Genomic DNA, 16,716 nt, shown 5'->3' with positions numbered 1-16,716 from the left:
CCCCCTCACCCACGCGCGCAGGCAGCAGGTTCATGCGCGGCGACCCCATGAAGCCCGCCACAAAGGTGTTGGCCGGCCGGTTGTAGACCTGCTGCGGCGTGCCCAGCTGCTGCAGCACCCCGCCCTTCATGACGGCGATGCGCGTGGCCAGGGTCATGGCCTCGATCTGGTCGTGCGTGACATAGATGATGGTGGCGCCCAGGCGCTGATGCAGCTTCTTGATCTCGGCGCGCATGTCCACGCGCAGCTGGGCATCGAGGTTGGACAGCGGCTCGTCGAACAGGTAGAGCTGCGGCTCGCGCGCCAGCGCCCGCCCTATGGCAACGCGCTGGCGCTGGCCGCCCGACAGCTGGCGCGGCTTGCGCCCCAGCAGGTGCTCTATCTGCAGCAGCCTGGACACCTCCTGTACCCGCGCAAGGCGCCGCGACTTGTCCACCTTGCGCATCTCCAGCGGAAAGCCGATGTTGCCCGCCACGGTCATGTTGGGATACAGCGCATACGACTGGAACACCATGGAGATGTCGCGCTCGGCCGGCGCCGCGTGGGTGATGTCGCGGCCGCCCAGCGCCAGGCGGCCGCCGCTGGGCGGCTCCAGGCCCGCGATGATGTTCATCAGTGTGCTCTTGCCACAGCCCGACGGGCCGACGAGGACCAGGAATTCGCCCTCCTGCACGGCAATGCTGATGTCCTGCAGGATGCTGGCCGCGCCGAAGCGCTTGTGGATTCGGTCGAGATCAAGGAATGCCATGGAATGCCTCACTGGAAGATGCTGGGCATCAGCCTTTGACGGCGCCGGCCATCAGCCCGCGCACGAAGAACCGGCCCGACACCAGGTACACGGCCAGCGTCGGCAAGGCCGCAATGAACGCCCCTGCGAAGTGGACGTTGTATTCCTTGACGCCGGTGCTGCTGTTGACCAGGTTGTTCAGCGCCACGGTCAGCGGGTAGGAGCTGAAATCGCTGAACGAGGCGCCGAACAGGAACTCGTTCCAGATGCTGGTGAACTGCCATATCGCGGCCACCACGACGATGGGCAGGCTGTTGGGCAGCAGCACGCGCCACAGCAGCCCGAAGAACCCCGCGCCATCCATGCGCGCCGAGCGCACCAGCTCGGCCGGGAAGGCCGCGTAGTAGTTGCGAAAGAACAGCGTGGTGAAGCCTATGCCGTACACCGTGTTGACGAAGACCAGGCCCTTGAGGCTGCCCGCCAGGCCCAGCGCCCCCAGCATCTTGGCCATGGGGATCAGCACGATCTGGAATGGAATGAAGACCGACAGCAAGATGGCGCCGAACAGCAGGTCCGCCCCCCGGAAACGGAACTGGGTCAGGATGCAGCCGTTGAGCGCGCCCAGGGCCGTGGACAGCAGCACGGATGGCACGGCCACCAGGAAGGAATTGAGGAAGAACGGCCTCAGCCCCGTGGCCTGCACGCCGATCTGCGCCGTGCTCCAGGCGCTGCGCCAGGGCGCCAGCGTCCACTGGCCGGGCAACGCCAGCAGGTGGCCGCTGCGGATCTCGTCGAGCGGCTTGAACGAATTGGCCAGCATCACATAGACCGGCAGCAGGAAGACCGCCGCCAGCAGGACCAGCGCCGCATACAGCAGCACGCGCCAGGGCTGAAGCCGCCGTGTCACGGACCAGGGTGTGCGCAGCTCAGTCATGGCGACCTCCTGCGCTGCGCATGGCGCCCCAGAGATAGGGCAGGACGATGGCGCCCACGGCCAGCAGCATCAGCACCGAGCTGGCCGCGCCCACGGCCATCTCGTTGCGGGTGAACGAGTACTGGTACATGAACACCGAGGGCAGCCAGGTCGAGCGGCCTGGCCCGCCATTGGTCAGCGCAATCACCAGGTCATAGGACTTGATGGCCATGTGCGCCAGGATCACGAAGGCCGATACGAAAACCGGCCCCAATTGCGGCAGGATGATGCGCCAGTAGACCTGCCAGGTGCGCGCGCCATCGAGCCGCGCCGCATGGATCTGCTCGGAGTCCACCCCGCGCAGGCCCGCCAGGAACAGGGCCATGGCAAAGCCGCTGGTCTGCCACACGGCGGCGATGACCACGCAGTAGATGGCCATGTCGCCGTCCTTGATCCAGCCGAACGCAAAACCCTGCCAGCCCAGCAGGTGCATGGATTTTTCCAGGCCCACGCCGGGGTCGAGCAGCCATTTCCACGCCGTTCCCGTGACGATGAAGGACAGGGCCATGGGGTACAGGAAGATGGAGCGCAGCACGGCCTCGGCGCGGATCTTCTGGTCGATCAGGATGGCCAGTACCAGGCCCAGCGCCATGGCAATGGCGATGTAGAGGCTGGCGAACACCGCGAGGTTGTTCGCCGAGATCTTCCAGTTCTCCAGCCCCAGCAGCCGCGTGTAGGCAGCGGTGCCGGCCCATTCATGGCGCGGCAGCAGGGTCGATGCCGTGAACGACAGATAGACCGTGAACAGAATGCATCCGTACACGCACACCAGCGTGAGCAGCACGCTGGGGCTGAGCAGCAGCCTGGGGAGCCAGCCGGCCTTCATGGCAGGGCCCTCCATCAGTCGGCCAGGGCCGAGGCCAGCTCGGCCATGGCCCTGGCATCGTCGATCTGGCCGTTGAAGTGGCGCGTGACCACGTCATAGATGGCGTTCTTGGCCGATGCGGCCGTCGCATGGCCCAGCGCAATGGAGCCCAGCATGCTGCGCCGGCCATCGGCCTCGGCCACGTCGCGGATGGCCTTTTTGCCGCATTCGTCGAAGGCCGTATCCGCCACGTCCAGGCGCGCAGGCGCCGCACCCTTGACGACATTGAACGCCGACTGAAAGGCCGGCTCCATGATGGCGGCCGCCAGCTTGCGCTGAGCGGCCGCCTTGCCCGCATCGGACAGCCTGAACATCACGAACTGGTCGGTACTGAAGGCCACCATGCCCTGGGTGCCCGGGAAGCGATAGCAGGCAAAGTCCTTGCCGGGCTGCTTGCCGGCGTTGAGGAACTCGCCCTTGGCCCAGTCGCCCATGATCTGGAAGCCCGCCTTGCCGGCGATGACCATGCCCGAGGCCACGTTCCAGTCGCGCCCCGAAAAATCCTTGTCCACCAGACTGCGGATCTGCGCCATGCGCTGGAATACCTTGCGCGTGGTCGCCGACCGGATGGTGGCCGGATCGCGCTCGATGAAGGCCTTGCGGTAGTAGTCGGCGCCACCCGTGGACAGGGCCACGCTGTCGAACACGATGGCCTCCTGCCAGGGCTGGCCGCCATGGGCGATGGCGATGAGGCCGGCCTGGCGCACCTTGCGCGCCGCCGCGATGAATTCGTCAAAGCTCGCTGGCTCGGCCGTCACGCCCGCCTGGGCCAGCACCTGCCGGTTGGCCCACAGCCAGTTGGTCGAATGGATGTTGACCGGCGCCGCGATCCAGCGGCCCTGGTAGCGCGAGAATTTCTGCACCTCCTGCGGCACGCTCTTGTCCCAGCCCTCGCGCGCGGCCAGGGCATCCAGGTCGGCGACCACGCCCTGGCCGCCCCAGTCCAGGATGTCGAAGCCCAGCATCTGCACCGCCGTGGGCGGGTTGCCCGAGGTCACGCGGGCGCGCACCGCCGTCATGGCCGCCTCGCCGCCGCCACCGGCCACGGGCATGTCGTTCCAGCGCACGCCCTGCTTTTCCAGCCCGCTCTTGAGCAGGTTCAGCGCGGCGGCCTCGCCGCCAGCGGTCCACCAGTGCAGGACCTCGACGCTCTGCCCGGCCATGGCGGCCGGCGGTGTGGCAAGGGCCATGGCCAGCGCCATGGCAGTCAGTGGCCGCTTCATGCCGTGTCTCCTTCGTGGATGGGCAGATACCAGTGGCTGCGCGCACCCAGGTGCATGTGCAGGGTCTTGGCCTGGGTGTAGTCCTCGGCGGCACGGCGGCCCAGCTCTCGGCCCAGGCCGCTTTGGCGGTAGCCGCCGAAAGGCAGCTCGGCATGGCCTTCGAGGAAGGTATTGACCCAGACCGTGCCGGCCTTGATGCGCCGCGCCGCCGCCAGGCAGGTGCTGAAGTCACGGCTCCAGACGGCGGCCGACAGGCCGTAGAGCGTGGCGTTGGCCAGGTCGATCGCATCGTCCAGGTCCTCGAAGACCAGCACCGCGAGCACGGGCCCGAAGACCTCCTGCCTGGCAATGGCCATGTCCGGCGTCACGCCGGCCAGCACCGTGGGCTCCACATACAGGCCCGGGCGCGCCATGCGGCCGCCGCCCAGCACCACGCGAGCGCCGGCCTGGCGCGCGGCCTCGATGTGGGTGAGGATGGCGTCCAGCTGGCGCTGCGTGGTGATGGCGCCCACCTGCACGCCCTGGTCCAGCGGATCGCCCACGCGCACCTGCCGAACGCGCTCGGCCACGGCGGCCACGAAGCGCTCGGCGATGGCCGCCTGCACCAGCACGCGGCTGCCGCTGTTGCAGCACTGGCCGGCATTGAAGTGCATGCCCAGCACCGTGGCATCGACGGCCGCCTCGAAGTCGCATTCGGCAAAGACGATCTGGGGGTTCTTGCCGCCCAGCTCCAGGGACAGCTTCTTGAGCGTCGGCGCCGATGCTGCGGCCACCTTCCGGCCTGTTTCCGTGGAGCCCGTGAAGGACAGCATGTCGATGTCCGGGTGCGCGGCCAGGACCTCGCCGACAGCGCCACCGCCGCCTGGCAGGATGTTGACGGCACCGGGCGGCAGGCCGGCGTTCATGAGGATCTCGCCCAGCATCAGCGTGGTGGCCGATGTTTCCTCGGCCGGCTTGACCACGGCCGTGCAGCCGGCGGCCAGCGCAAAGGGCAGCTTCTGGCTGACGATGAGCAGGGGAAAGTTCCAGGGCGTGACGATGCCGACCACGCCCAGCGGCTCGCGCAGCACCACACCCAGCGTCTGCTCGCCCAGCGTGTCATAGCTGTCGCCATGCAGGTTGCGCGCCAGTGCGGCGGCGTAGTGCCACAGGTCGGCCGCCGCGCCCACCTCGTCCAGCGACTGGGCCAGCGGCTTGCCGGTCTCCAGCGTCTCCATCCGCGCCAATTCCTGCCTGCGGTCCAGCAGGCATTCGGCCACGGCACGCAGCACGCTGGCGCGCTGCGCACCCTTCATGCGGGGCCAGGGCCCGTGGTCCGCAGCGCGGCGTGCTGCGGCAATGGCACGCGCGGCATCGGCCCGCCCGGCCCGCGCATGGATGCTGGCCACGGTGCCGTGGGCCGGGGAGCGGCGTTCCAGCGTCGCGCCGTCGGCCGCATCGGCCCAGGCGCCATCGATGAGCAGCCGGCCATGGAACGGGGGCCTGTGGATGAGGCCGGCCATGGCCCCTGCATTCACTGCAGTTGCATGGGCTGGAGGCGGGTTCGCGGCAGTCATGGTGGCGGTCTCCTTGGGTGGTTCAGGGGGCAAGGGCGGGACGGCGAATCGGCAGTTCGGCGCAGATTCAGCGGCCCAGGTAGCGCGGCACGCGCTTTTCCTTGAAGCTGCGCAGGCCTTCGGCTGCATCGGCCGTGCTCGCGGCCAGGGCTGCGGCCATGGCTTCCAGTGCGGCGGGTGCGTCTTCGCCGGCGGCGGCATTGATCAGTTGCTTGGTCAGCTGCAGTGCCACGGGCGCCTGGCCTGCCATGTCGTGGGCCAACGCAGCAGCGCGCAGGCCCAGTTCGCTGGCCGGCACCCGTTCATGCACCAGCCCGCAGGCCAGCGCCTGATCGGCGGACAGCCGCACGCCGCCCAGGGCCAGGTACTTCGCGTGGCCGGGGCCGATCAGCCGCACCAGCCGCTGCGAGCCGGACCAGCCGGGACAGGTGGCGATCGATGCCTCTGGCAGCGCGAACTGCGCCGTATCGACGGCGATGCGCACATCGCTGGTGATGGCCAGCTCCAGCCCGCCGCCGAACGCATGGCCGTTGAGCGCCGCAATCACGGGCTGGCGCAGCCGCGCCCACCGGTCGAACACCTGGTGGCCACGGCGCACCCACTGCCGCCACATGTCCAGGGGCTGCAGCGCGGCCCAGGCATGGATGTCGGCGCCCGCGCAAAAGGCCCTGTCGCCACGGCCGGTCAGCACCACGGCACGGATGGCGCCATCGGCCTCGATCTCGCGCGCCATGTGCTCCAGTGCGTCAAGCATGCAGGGGGTCAGCGCGTTGAGCCGCGCGGGCCGGTCTATCGTGACCTGGGCCACGGGGCCCTGGCGCACCAGTTGAACCAGGGTCTCAGCCACGGCGGACCTCCCGGGCCTGCAGGGCCAGGCCAAAGGGCGCATCGTGGAACAGGCACTCATCCATACGCCGCAGGTCGGGCGCCACCTGCAGCGCCATGCCGGCCCGCTCCAGCACATCGCGCTGCAGGTCCACGCCGGGCGCGATCTCGCGCACGACCAGGCCCTGGTCTTCGAGGTCGATGACGCAGCGCTCGGTCACATAGCGCACCCGCTGCCCGCGCTGGCGCCCGACCAGGCCGCTGAAGCTGATGTGCTCGGCCGTGCCGACGAACTTGCGCGTGCCGCCCTCCTCGAGGATGTCCAGCCGCCCGTCGCCCACGCGCAGCCTGGCGCCGGCCGTGAAAAGTCCGCAGAAGACGATGCGCCGCGCATGGGCCGTGATATCCACAAAGCCGCCGCAGCCGGCCGTCAGATAGGGCCTGGCCCCCAGCCGCGAGACATTGACGCTGCCATCGCCATCCACCTGCAAGAAGGACAGCAGCGTCACATCGAAGCCCCCGCCCTGGAAATAGGTGAACTGCTGGGGCGAGGCCACGATGGCATCGGCATTGGCCGCGCAGCCAAAGGCAAAGCCCAGCAGCGGCATGCCGCCGACGGCGCCCTGCTCTATGACCCAGGTCACCTCGCCATGCAGGCCCTCTTCGAGCAGGATGCGCGGCACATTGGCCGCAATGCCAAAGCCCAGGTTGGCGGCATGCCCGTGCGCCAGTTCCATGGCGGCGCGGCGCGCAATCACCTTCTCGGGCCCCCAGGCCTGGGGCTCGAAGCCGGACAGCGGTTGCGCAACCTCCCCGCTGATGGCCGGGTCGTACACCGTCTGCGTGGTCTGCCACTGATCGGCATCGACCACCACATGGTCCACCAGATGGCAGGGGACGCGGACATCGTGCGGCCTCAGGTGGCCGGCCCTGACGATGCGCTTGACCTGGGCGATGACGATGCCACCGTTGTTGCGTGCGGCCATCGCCTGCTCCAGCGCACCCAGCAGCGCGCCTTCGTGCTCATAGCCCAGGTTGCCGCGCTCATCGGCCGTGGTGGCGCGCAGGACGGTCACGTCGGGCGCCACAGCGGGAAAGAACAGCCAGTCGCGCCCGTCGAAATGCTGCAGGCGCACTACCGGATGGCGGCTGGCCGGCTCGTTCATCGCGCAGCCCTGCTGTGCGGGATCGACAAAGGTGCCCATGCCCGCCTGGGTCAGCACGCCCGGGCGCCGCGCAGCCGCCTCGCGGTGCATGTCGAACAGGATGCCGCTGGGGATGTTGTAGGCCTGGATCTGGTTGTCCACCACCATGCGCCAGATCGCAGGCATGGGCAGCGAGGACGGGCCGCTGGGATACGAGCCGGCCAGGACACGCGACAGCAGCCCGGGCCGGGCCAGATGGTCCATTCCCTTGATGCCGTACATATCGCCGGCCGCAATCGGGTGCAGCGTGGTCAGGTTGCGCGGAGCACCCTCGCGTTCGAAGCGCTCGCCAATGGCGGCCAGCACCTTGTCGGGGCAGCCCAGCCCGCTGGACGAGCTCACGCTGACGATGTCGCCGTCGCGCAGCAAGGCTGCAGCCTGTGCGGCGGTGATGTGCTTGCTCATGCGGCTGCCCCCCGTTCCCGTGCAAGGGGATTGGCTATGGGTACGGCCCGGCCCGTGCGGCAGGCCTGGGCCATGGCCACCGCCGCCGCCAGCGAGCGCACGCCGTCCTCGCCGGTGGCGGCAGGCAGGCCTTCGCCACGCAGCGCGGCGCAGAACGCGGCCACCCCATGCGCGTAGAGACCGTGGTGCTCCACGGCAATGGACTGCTCGCCGACCCCATTGCGCAGCAGCACCTCGCCGCCCGGCCGCTGCGTCATCACATCGCGCCCGATGAGCGAGCCCGAGGTGCCATGGATCTCGATGCCGGTTCCCGCATGCGCCACGGTGAATGCCGCATGCAGTTGCGCCAGCACGCCGTTGTCCAGCCGCAGCACGGCCATCACGCCGTCTGCCACGCCGTTGCGGGACAGCGGTCCTTGCTGCTCCAGCGCCACCGCCTCCACCGGCTCAGCCCCCAGGATGAAGCGCAGCGCATCCACGTCATGCACGCCGATGTCGAGGATCACGCCACCGGCCTCGGGCCGCTCCAGCCGCCAGCCCTGCACAGAGGGCGGCAGCTCGATGGCGTGGAAGACGCGCGCAAACAGCGGCTGGCCCACGGCGCCATCGCGCACCAGCTCGCGCATCCTGCGGTGCGTTGCCGCGTTGCGCAGGTGGTGGTTGGTGCCCAGCACCACGCCTGCGGCCCGGCATGCCCTCACCATGTCCAGCGCATGCTCCACGGTCAGCGCCAATGGCTTCTCGCACAGGACATGCTTGCCGGCCGCTGCCGCAGCAAGGACCTGGGCGTGGCGCAGTTCGTTGTCGGAGCTGACGTAGACCACCTGGACTGACGGGTCGGCCAGCAGGGCGGGCACCGAGTCGTAGGCGCGGGCAATGCCCTGCTCGGCAGCAAACTGCGCCGCGCGCTTTGCACTGCGGCTGGCGACCGCCGCCACCGTGTGCCCGCGCTGCGCGCGGATGGCACCGATCATGTGATCGGCAGCAATGGTGCTGGCCCCTATCAATCCCCAACCGACCTCGCTCATGGTCTCCCTCCTTGTATTGATAATTTCTATTGGAACGTTCTAATTGATTATTGAAACGTTCCAAAAGAAGATCAAGCACAATCGCGCCGACCCAGGGAAAACACCGAACCATGATGAACAAGCCCCCTTCCGTGCGCGCCGTGACCATCCTTGACGTGGCGGCTGCGGCCCAGGTCTCCAAATCAACGGTGTCGCTGGTGCTCAAGGGCAGCCCCCTGATTCCGGCCGAGACATCGGAGCGCGTGCGTGCAGCGGCAGCGCAGCTCGGCTACGTCTACAACCGCCGCGCCGGAGAGCTGCGGCGCCAGTCGTCCAACATGGTCGGTGTCGTGATCAACGACCTGATGAACCCCTTCTTTGCCGAGGTGCTGGCAGGGCTGGAGCGCAGGCTGGCCGATGCCGGCTTCATTACGCTCATGGCCCATACCAGCGAAAGCCTGGAGCGCCAGCAAAAAGTGCTGACCGCCATGCGTGAGCACAACGCGGCCGGCATTGCGCTGTGCCCGGCGCTGGACACGCCGGCCTCGCTGGCGCAGGACCTGCAGTCATGGGGCATTCCCCTGGTGGTCATGATCCGCACGCTGGGTGAGGGAAGCTACGACTTCGCAGGCGCCGACAACGCCCATGGCGTGATGGCGGCCACGCGCCACCTGCTGGCGGCCGGGCATCGCCGCATCGGTTTTCTGGGAGGGCTGGACGGCCTGATGCTGGAGCAGCGCCTGAGCGGCTGCAGGGCCGCCTTTGCCGATGCGGGCCTGGCTTTCGATGAAGACCTGGTTTTCTCCGCCAGCCCCACGCGCACGGGAGGGCATGACGCCATGCGCAGCCTGCTGGCCGCGCAACCAGCCATCAAGGCGGCCATCTGCTACAACGATCTGGTGGCCTTTGGCGCACTGTCTGCCCTGGACGAAAACGGACTGCGCGCAGGCAAAGACTTCGCGCTCATGGGCTTCGACAACGTGTTCGATGCCGCGCATTCCCATCCCCCCCTGAGCACGGTGGACGTGCGCCCCGCCGAGCTTGGCGAACAGGCTGCCACCTTGCTGCTGGCACGCATGGCGCATCCGGGCCAGCCCCGCCAGCAGTTGTTGGCCAGGCCCAAGCTGGTGCTGCGCCAGTCAGCCTGAAGACCGCGGCTCGGTCGGAACTGGCCCGGCTCTGCAGGCTCAGCGCGGTAGCCCGTCAATCGTCTGGATCAGCAGTTGCGCCAACCTGTCGCTGGCGGCCTGGGTGCGGTGCACGCCATCCGGGTTCAGATCCTCGTCACCGCGAAAATCGGCGTCCCAGCCGGCGTGCGGTATGCCCTGTTGCGTGGCGATGTCGTGCATCACCGCGTTCAGGGCGTCCAGGTTGTCCGTCCATTCCACGGGAAAGCGCCCCAGCGGCATGCCGGGCAGGCCCGTGAACACGGGAGTGGAGCCGCATTCCCGGCTGATGCGCACGGCCTCCAGCAGGTCGGCCCGGTACTCGTCTGGCGGGACCAGGCCGAAGCCGTCATTGGCGCCCAGGGCGATGACCGTGACGCGGCTGTTGTGCGGCACATCGGCAAACGTCAGCATGAGTTTTTGCAGCCGCAGGCCGTTGATGCACCTGTCATCCAGCGTCCACCAGGGGCGTGCCGCCTGGATGCGCTGCACCGGCGTGATGTCCACGCCGTAGCCGTTGAGAATGCTGTCACCGTTGAGCTCGATGCTCAACGGGCAGCGATAGCCAAACAGCCGGCACAGCAGCTTTTGCAACCAATCCATATCGAACCTCCTGGGGAATGCGGGCATGGACGACACGGCATGTGTCGTTCATCCGATGATCCGCGAGGCTCCCTCGCCCGCAGGCACTCCGGGCGTCATGGCCTGGCGTGCAGTGCCCAGGCACATCATCTGAAGGGCGCCAGGGCCGCTATCCCACCATCTCCCGCACCCAGTCCGGCAACTCGATGGCCTTCTGCCTGGGAAAGTCCACCCAGATCACGGTGCCGCCGCCGGCGGCGCAGATGACGCCGGGCTCGGAGATGCGTTCCATGGTTCCCCAGGTCTCGAAGGTGGTGCGGCCGGGGTCGCTGACGTACATCTTGAGCAGCACTTCGTCGGGATAGGCCAGCTGCTGGTGGAAGTTGCAGAACGCATTGACGATGACCGGCCCCTGCCCGCCCGGCGTAGGCGCCATGCCCGCTTCAACCATCCAGTCGATGCGGGCAGTCTCCAGATAGCGGAAGTACATGGCGTTGTTGACATGGCCCATGGCGTCCATGTCGCCCCAGCGCACTTTGAATCGCATCTCGTGAACGCATTTTTTATATTCTGGAATCTCTATGCGCATGCCTGCAGTCTCCTTGTTGTAGCGCCACCGCAAGGCACCATGCCCCGCAGCCCCCGGTCACTGTGCAGCAGGGCGGATTCCCGCGCTGTCACCTATCAGCAACGACGGGGTCCACGCACGTCATAGAATCCACCGCATTGCGGCATTTGCGCTGCAGCCGAACGAACGTTCGGTCTGCCGAACATCCTGTTTTTTCAATATCCAAGCGAGACACCCCGATGACGAACGAAGAAATCCTGGCCCAGTACGGGCCGCGCGAAGCCATGGAATACGACGTGGTGGTGGTTGGCGGCGGCCCCGGCGGCCTGGCCACGGCCATCCGCCTCAAGCAGCTGGCGGCCGAAAAAGGCCAGGATGTCTCCGTCGTCGTGCTGGAAAAGGGCTCGGAGCCCGGTGCCCACATCCTCTCGGGCGCCATCATGGACCCGCGTGCGCTGACCGAGCTGATCCCTGACTGGAAGGAAAAGGGCGCGCCCCTGACCCAGCCCGTCACCGACGACGCCATGGTCTTCCTGGGCGAGAAATCCGGCCTGCGCACGCCGAACTTCCTGCTGCCGGCCTGCTTCCAGAACCATGGCAACTACATCGTTCGCCTGGGCTACGTGGTCAAGTGGCTGGGCGAGCAGGCCGAGGCACTGGGCGTTGAAATCTTCCCGGGCTTTGCTGCTGCCGAAGTGCTCTACAACGAGGACGGCTCGGTCAAGGGCGTGGCCACCGGCAACATGGGCATCGGCAAGGACGGCGAACCCACGGGCGACTTCCAGCTGGGCATGGAGCTGCACGCCAAGTACACGATCTTTGCCGAAGGCTCACGCGGCCACCTGGGCAAGCAGATCATTGCCAAGTACCAGCTGGACGCCGGCAAGGACCCGCAAAGCTACGGCCTGGGCATCAAGGAGCTGTGGGAAATCGACCCGGCACGCCACAAGCCCGGCTTCGTGATGCACACGGCCGGCTGGCCCATGGACAGCAAGACCTACGGCGGCGCCTTCCTCTACCACCTGGACGACAACAAGGTCACGCTGGGCTTCATCACGGGCCTGGACTATGCCAACCCCTACCTGAGCCCCTTCGAGGAATTCCAGCGCTGGAAGACCCATCCCAACATCCGCTACTACCTGGAAGGCGACGAGTCCAAGGGCATCAAGCCGGCCAAGCGCCTGGGCTACGGCGCGCGCGCCATCACGGCCGGCGGCCTGCTGTCCCTGCCCAAGTTCGTGTTCCCGGGCGGCGCGCTCGTGGGCTGCGACGCAGGTTTCCTGAACGTCAGCCGCATCAAGGGCAGCCATGCCGCCATCAAGACCGGCATGCTGGCCGCCGAGGCCGCCTATGACGCCATCGTCGCAGGCCGCCAGGGCGACGAGCTGGGCGCCTATGTAGAGGCCTTCGAGAACAGCTGGCTGTACGAAGAGCTGAACAAGTCGCGCAACTTCAAGGCCTGGTTCAAGAAGGGCCTGACCACGGCCACGCTGATGAACGGCATCGAGCAGTTCGTGCTCAAGGGCAACATTCCCTGGACGCTGCACCGCGACAAGCCCGACCACGCCTACCTGAAGCCTGCGGCCGAGTGCAAGCCCATCGACTACCCCAAGCCCGATGGCAAGCTGACCTTCGACCGCCTGTCCAGCGTCTTCATCAGCAATACCAACCACGCCGAAGACCAGCCCGCCCACCTGACGCTCAAGGACGCCTCGGTGCCCGTGGCCATCAACCTGGCCAAGTACGCAGGCCCCGAGCAGCGCTACTGCCCGGCCGGCGTCTATGAGTTCGTGGACGACACGGCCCAGGGCGGCAAGCGCCTGCAGATCAACGCCCAGAACTGCGTGCACTGCAAGACCTGCGACATCAAGGACCCCACGCAGAACATCGTCTGGGTCACGCCCGAAGGCGGCGGCGGGCCGAACTACGCGGGCATGTGATCCGCACGCCACACCGGCCCTCCTCTGAAGCCTGCCCAAGCCTGCTTGTGCAGGCTTTTTCTTTGAGCGCCGTCAAAGCCATGCAGGCCCAGAAAGCATAGAAGGCCATCCGAAAGGCGCTTGCACGCAATAAAAATGCACGGCAAAGCCAAAAACAAGCCCCTGAAGACGCAAACCTGCACCGCCAAACCTGTCCAACACGCATGAAAAAGTTGCACCTAGGGCATTCCCCGCAGATTTCATGCCAATTTTTAGATACAAACCTATAGGTGAAAACCGGGTCGTCCAAACGCCAAGGCGTACAGGGCGGCTGCAGTAGACTTTGCCGCGAAGCGCCGCGACCGTCCTGTGCGGCCTTCTGCTGAGCAAACAGGAACAAACACAAGCACGTTGGAGATACACGTATGAAGCACTTGTCTTGGGCGCCCCTGGGCGCGCTGGCCCTGGCAATTTCCGCCATCGCGGGCGGCGCCCACGCCGCTGACGAGAAGTCGGTCGCAGTGACCGCCATCGTCGAGCACCCTGCACTCGACGCCGTGCGCGACGGCGTGCAGGCCGCGCTCAAGGAAGCAGGCTACGAAGCCGGCAAGAACCTCAAGTGGCAGTACCAGAGTGCCCAGGGCAACACCGGCACGGCCGCGCAGATCGCACGCAAGTTCGTGGGCGACAAGCCTGACGCCATCGTGGCCATCGCCACGCCCTCGGCCCAGGCCGTGGTCGCATCGACCAAGACCGTGCCCGTGGTGTTCTCCGCCGTGACCGACCCCGTGGCCGCCAAGCTGGTGCCCAGCTGGGAGCCGTCCAAGAACAACGTGACCGGCGTGTCCGACCTGCTGGCCCTGGACAAGCAGATGGATCTGGTCAAGCAGGTCGTGCCCAACGCCAAGCGCGTGGGCATGGTCTACAACCCCGGCGAGGCCAACTCCGCCGTGGTGGTCAAGGAACTCAAGGCCCTGCTGCCCAAGCTGGGCATGACCCTGGTGGAAGCCGCCGCACCCCGTTCCGTGGACGTCAGCAGCGCCGCGCGCAGCCTGGTCGGCAAGGTCGATGTGATCTATACCAACACCGACAACAACGTGGTCTCGGCCTACGAGTCGCTGGTCAAGGTCGGCCAGGACGCCAAGATCCCGCTGGTGGCCTCGGACACCGACTCCGTCAAGCGCGGCGCCGTGGCTGCCCTGGGCATCAACTACCGCGATCTGGGCGAGCAGACCGGCCGCATGGTCGTGCGCATCCTCAAGGGCGAAAAGCCCGGCGACATGAAGACCGAAGTCAGCACCAAGATGGAGCTGTTCGTGAATCCCGGCGCCGCCGAGAAGCAAGGCGTCAAGCTGTCCGACGCGCTGGTCAAGTCGGCCGCCCAGGTGATCAAGTAATACCCGGGGTTTGCCTGCCCGGGACCAACCCGGGCAGTGCGCCCACGGTGGCAGGCGCCATGGCAACATGGCCCTGCCCTTTTTTTAAGTCGTTTTCTGTCCCACGCGCCTGTCGCTCCTCCTATGTCTCTTTTCTCATTGCTCGGTGCCGTCGAGATCGGCCTGATCTTCAGCCTGGTGGCGCTGGGCGTCTTCATCTCGTTCAGATTGCTGCGCTTTCCCGACCTCACGGTGGACGGCAGCTTCCCGCTGGGCGGCGCCGTCTGCGCCATCCTGATTTCCACGGGCACCAATCCCTGGCTGGCCACGCTGGCCGGCACGGCCGCGGGCGCCGTCGCGGGCCTGATCACGGGCTGGCTCAATGTGCGCCTGAAGATCATGGATCTGCTGGCCTCCATCCTGATGATGATCGGCCTGTATTCGGTCAACCTGCGTATCATGGGCGGCCCCAACGTGCCGCTGATCAACGAGACCACGCTGTTCACCCTGCTGCAGCCCGACAGCGTGGCTGACTATGTGATGCGCCCGGTCATCCTGTTCGTGATCGTCGTGCTGGCCAAGCTGGGCCTGGACTGGTTCTTCGCCACCGAGCGGGGCCTGGCCATCCGCGCCACGGGCTCCAACGCCCGCATGGCCCGTTCGCAGGGTGTGAACACCGGCGCCATGATCCTGCTGGGCATGGCGATCTCCAACGGCCTGGTCGGCCTGGCCGGCGCGCTGTTCGTGCAGACCCAGGGCGGCTCGGACATTTCCATGGGTATCGGCACCATCGTCATCGGCCTGGCTGCCGTGATCGTGGGCGAGTCCATCCTGCCCTCGCGCCGCATCGTCTGGGCCACGCTGGCCGTGGTGGTGGGTGCCATCGTCTACCGCTTCTTCATTGCAGCGGCCCTCAACAGCGATTTCATCGGCCTCAAGGCCCAGGATCTGAACCTCGTCACCGCCCTGCTGGTGACCGTCGCCCTGGTGATCCCCCAACTGAAGCGCAAATTTGCACAGCGCAAGTCCTGATCGCCGGAGAACCCTCATGCTGAGCGCACAACAACTCGAAATCACCTTCAACCCCGGCACGCCCATCGAAACGCGGGCGCTGCGCGGCATGTCGCTGGACATTCCCGACGGCCAGTTCGTCACCGTCATCGGCTCCAACGGCGCCGGCAAGTCCACCTTCCTGAACGCCGTCTCGGGCGACCTGTCCGTGGACAAGGGCCGCATCGAGATCGCCGGCCAGGACATGACGCGCCTGCCCGTGTGGGCACGTTCCGAACGCGTGGCCCGCGTCTTCCAGGACCCCATGGCGGGCACCTGCGAGGACCTGACCATCGAGGAAAACATGGCCCTGGCCCAGCGCCGCGGCACCTTCCGCCGCCTGAGCCGCGCCGTCAAGGCCGAGATGCGCGACAACTTCCGCGAGCGCCTGTCCATCCTGGGCCTGGGCCTGGAAAACCGCCTGACCGACCGCATCGGCCTGCTCTCTGGCGGCCAGCGCCAGGCCGTGAGCCTGCTGATGGCAGCGCTGCAGCCTTCGCGCATCCTGCTGCTGGACGAGCACACCGCCGCGCTCGACCCGCGCACGGCCGACTTCGTGCTGCAGCTGACGGCGCGCATCGTCTCCGAGGCCAAGCTCACCACCATGATGGTCACCCACAGCATGCGCCAGGCGCTGGACGTGGGCGAGCGCACGGTGATGCTGCACCAAGGCCAGGTCGTGCTCGACGTCAGCGGCGAGGAACGCGCCCGCATGGACGTGCCCGACCTGCTGCACATGTTCGAGAAGGTGCGCGGCGAAAAGCTGGCCGACGACGCGCTGCTGCTGGGCTGAGCGCTCCGCACTTCCGGGAACAAGGGGCGCTGCGGCGCCCCTTGTTCATGGGATGGCTACGGGCTGGCTAAACCCACACATCGTTCATCGCCGTCCTCTCGCCGCCTTCCTCCCCGGTGTTCAGCACGCCGCGCGGCTCGATCAGCATGAGGCGGGCTTCCCGCTCGGCGCTGGGCCTGTGCTCCGTGCCTTTGGGGACCACGTAGAGCTCGCCCTGGCGCAGCAGCACATGGCCATCACGGAAGTCGATGCGCAGCTCGCCGTCCAGCACCAGGAAGGCTTCATCCGTTTCGGCATGCGAATGCCAGATGAACTCGCCCTGCACGCGCACGATCTTGAACTGGTAGTCGTTCATCTCGGCGACGACGCGGGGGCTCCACTGGCCGGTGAACCGGCTGAATTTCTCGGGGAAGTTGATGGCCTCGTAGGGGCGGTTTTCAACGGGGAACGTCATGGGCAGACCTTATGAAAGCGTG

At 67.1% G+C, this 16,716-nt stretch carries 16 protein-coding genes; 5 read left to right on the top strand and 11 right to left on the bottom strand.

The genetic code is table 11. The features are described 5' to 3' along the window. The 8 genes from IAE24_RS25420 to IAE24_RS25385 form a co-directional block, all read right to left on the bottom strand. On the bottom strand, positions 1-748 hold a 748-nt coding region (locus tag IAE24_RS25420), incomplete at its 3' end, for an ABC transporter ATP-binding protein (protein WP_200016398.1). A gap of 28 nt (positions 749-776) precedes the next feature. Beyond that, positions 777-1,661, bottom strand: coding sequence for a carbohydrate ABC transporter permease (locus IAE24_RS25415; protein ID WP_016446302.1), 885 nt, complete (start codon positions 1,659-1,661; stop codon positions 777-779). Next, positions 1,654-2,526, bottom strand: a complete 873-nt coding sequence (locus IAE24_RS25410; protein WP_016446303.1) for a carbohydrate ABC transporter permease — start codon at positions 2,524-2,526, stop codon at positions 1,654-1,656. The genes IAE24_RS25415 and IAE24_RS25410 overlap by 8 nt, the downstream gene beginning before the upstream one ends. A 14-nt stretch (positions 2,527-2,540) precedes the next feature. Next, entirely contained in the window at positions 2,541-3,788 is a 1,248-nt protein-coding gene (locus IAE24_RS25405) for an ABC transporter substrate-binding protein (protein WP_199960989.1), read from the bottom strand. Beyond that, positions 3,785-5,344, bottom strand: a complete 1,560-nt coding sequence (locus IAE24_RS25400) for an aldehyde dehydrogenase family protein (RefSeq protein ID WP_199960988.1) — start codon at positions 5,342-5,344, stop codon at positions 3,785-3,787. The genes IAE24_RS25405 and IAE24_RS25400 overlap by 4 nt, the downstream gene beginning before the upstream one ends. Positions 5,345-5,411: 67 nt before the next feature. Then, a complete protein-coding gene (locus tag IAE24_RS25395) occupies positions 5,412-6,191 on the bottom strand; it encodes an enoyl-CoA hydratase/isomerase family protein (RefSeq protein ID WP_065347150.1) in 780 nt (259 codons plus the stop codon). After that, on the bottom strand, positions 6,184-7,779 hold the full coding sequence (locus IAE24_RS25390) for an acyl CoA:acetate/3-ketoacid CoA transferase (protein ID WP_199960987.1): 1,596 nt from the start codon (positions 7,777-7,779) through the stop codon (positions 6,184-6,186). The genes IAE24_RS25395 and IAE24_RS25390 overlap by 8 nt, the downstream gene beginning before the upstream one ends. Further along, positions 7,776-8,807 (bottom strand): Gfo/Idh/MocA family protein, encoded by a 1,032-nt coding sequence (locus IAE24_RS25385; RefSeq protein WP_199960986.1) that lies wholly within the window; start codon positions 8,805-8,807, stop codon positions 7,776-7,778. The genes IAE24_RS25390 and IAE24_RS25385 overlap by 4 nt, the downstream gene beginning before the upstream one ends. Before the next feature lie 110 nt (positions 8,808-8,917). Here IAE24_RS25385 and IAE24_RS25380 point away from each other — a divergent pair, with 110 nt between their 5' ends. Beyond that, positions 8,918-9,934 carry a LacI family DNA-binding transcriptional regulator gene (locus IAE24_RS25380; RefSeq protein ID WP_013801955.1) on the top strand — a complete coding sequence of 339 codons (1,017 nt, stop codon included), beginning with the start codon at positions 8,918-8,920 and terminating at the stop codon, positions 9,932-9,934. A 39-nt stretch (positions 9,935-9,973) separates the two neighbouring features. On the opposite strand, the gene IAE24_RS25375 is transcribed toward IAE24_RS25380, so the two are convergent. Beyond that, positions 9,974-10,555 carry a GDSL-type esterase/lipase family protein gene (locus IAE24_RS25375; protein ID WP_013801954.1) on the bottom strand — a complete coding sequence of 194 codons (582 nt, stop codon included), beginning with the start codon at positions 10,553-10,555 and terminating at the stop codon, positions 9,974-9,976. A 148-nt stretch (positions 10,556-10,703) separates the two neighbouring features. Beyond that, positions 10,704-11,123: an acyl-CoA thioesterase gene (locus tag IAE24_RS25370; protein ID WP_199960985.1), complete on the bottom strand. Its 420-nt coding sequence runs from the start codon at positions 11,121-11,123 to the stop codon at positions 10,704-10,706. 218 nt (positions 11,124-11,341) lie between these two features. Between IAE24_RS25370 and IAE24_RS25365 the strand changes: the two genes are divergently transcribed. From IAE24_RS25365 to IAE24_RS25350, 4 genes are all read left to right on the top strand, one after another. Next, the gene (locus IAE24_RS25365; RefSeq protein ID WP_199960984.1) at positions 11,342-13,042 is read left to right on the top strand and encodes an electron transfer flavoprotein-ubiquinone oxidoreductase; all 1,701 of its coding nucleotides are present in this window, start codon (positions 11,342-11,344) and stop codon (positions 13,040-13,042) included. A 404-nt stretch (positions 13,043-13,446) separates the two neighbouring features. Continuing rightward, positions 13,447-14,418: an ABC transporter substrate-binding protein gene (locus IAE24_RS25360; RefSeq protein ID WP_012206114.1), complete on the top strand. Its 972-nt coding sequence runs from the start codon at positions 13,447-13,449 to the stop codon at positions 14,416-14,418. Positions 14,419-14,541: 123 nt separating this feature from the next. Further along, positions 14,542-15,429 (top strand): ABC transporter permease, encoded by an 888-nt coding sequence (locus IAE24_RS25355; protein WP_034394853.1) that lies wholly within the window; start codon positions 14,542-14,544, stop codon positions 15,427-15,429. Positions 15,430-15,445: 16 nt separating this feature from the next. After that, a complete protein-coding gene (locus tag IAE24_RS25350; RefSeq protein WP_012206116.1) occupies positions 15,446-16,240 on the top strand; it encodes an ABC transporter ATP-binding protein in 795 nt (264 codons plus the stop codon). Positions 16,241-16,307: 67 nt separating this feature from the next. Here the strand turns inward: IAE24_RS25350 and IAE24_RS25345 are convergent, their stop codons facing one another. Next, positions 16,308-16,694: a cupin domain-containing protein gene (locus IAE24_RS25345; RefSeq protein WP_096916615.1), complete on the bottom strand. Its 387-nt coding sequence runs from the start codon at positions 16,692-16,694 to the stop codon at positions 16,308-16,310. Positions 16,695-16,716: the final 22 nt, after the last annotated feature.

The sequence above is a fragment of the Delftia sp. S65 genome, assembly GCF_016516495.1.
GTDB lineage: Bacteria > Pseudomonadota > Gammaproteobacteria > Burkholderiales > Burkholderiaceae_C > Comamonas > Comamonas acidovorans.
Note: the sequence above shows the minus strand (reverse complement) of the source record. Positions and strands in the feature narration are given on the sequence as shown.

Coding starts and splice junctions, on each gene's coding strand:
- IAE24_RS25415 (WP_016446302.1), bottom strand. CDS start 1,661: ATGACTGAGCTGCGCACACCCTGGTCCGTGACACGGCGGCTTCAGCCC.
- IAE24_RS25390 (WP_199960987.1), bottom strand. CDS start 7,779: ATGAGCAAGCACATCACCGCCGCACAGGCTGCAGCCTTGCTGCGCGAC.
- IAE24_RS25350 (WP_012206116.1), top strand. CDS start 15,446: ATGCTGAGCGCACAACAACTCGAAATCACCTTCAACCCCGGCACGCCC.
- IAE24_RS25365 (WP_199960984.1), top strand. CDS start 11,342: ATGACGAACGAAGAAATCCTGGCCCAGTACGGGCCGCGCGAAGCCATG.
- IAE24_RS25410 (WP_016446303.1), bottom strand. CDS start 2,526: ATGAAGGCCGGCTGGCTCCCCAGGCTGCTGCTCAGCCCCAGCGTGCTG.
- IAE24_RS25360 (WP_012206114.1), top strand. CDS start 13,447: ATGAAGCACTTGTCTTGGGCGCCCCTGGGCGCGCTGGCCCTGGCAATT.
- IAE24_RS25405 (WP_199960989.1), bottom strand. CDS start 3,788: ATGAAGCGGCCACTGACTGCCATGGCGCTGGCCATGGCCCTTGCCACA.
- IAE24_RS25375 (WP_013801954.1), bottom strand. CDS start 10,555: ATGGATTGGTTGCAAAAGCTGCTGTGCCGGCTGTTTGGCTATCGCTGC.
- IAE24_RS25380 (WP_013801955.1), top strand. CDS start 8,918: ATGATGAACAAGCCCCCTTCCGTGCGCGCCGTGACCATCCTTGACGTG.
- IAE24_RS25385 (WP_199960986.1), bottom strand. CDS start 8,807: ATGAGCGAGGTCGGTTGGGGATTGATAGGGGCCAGCACCATTGCTGCC.
- IAE24_RS25370 (WP_199960985.1), bottom strand. CDS start 11,123: ATGCGCATAGAGATTCCAGAATATAAAAAATGCGTTCACGAGATGCGA.
- IAE24_RS25355 (WP_034394853.1), top strand. CDS start 14,542: ATGTCTCTTTTCTCATTGCTCGGTGCCGTCGAGATCGGCCTGATCTTC.
- IAE24_RS25345 (WP_096916615.1), bottom strand. CDS start 16,694: ATGACGTTCCCCGTTGAAAACCGCCCCTACGAGGCCATCAACTTCCCC.
- IAE24_RS25400 (WP_199960988.1), bottom strand. CDS start 5,344: ATGACTGCCGCGAACCCGCCTCCAGCCCATGCAACTGCAGTGAATGCA.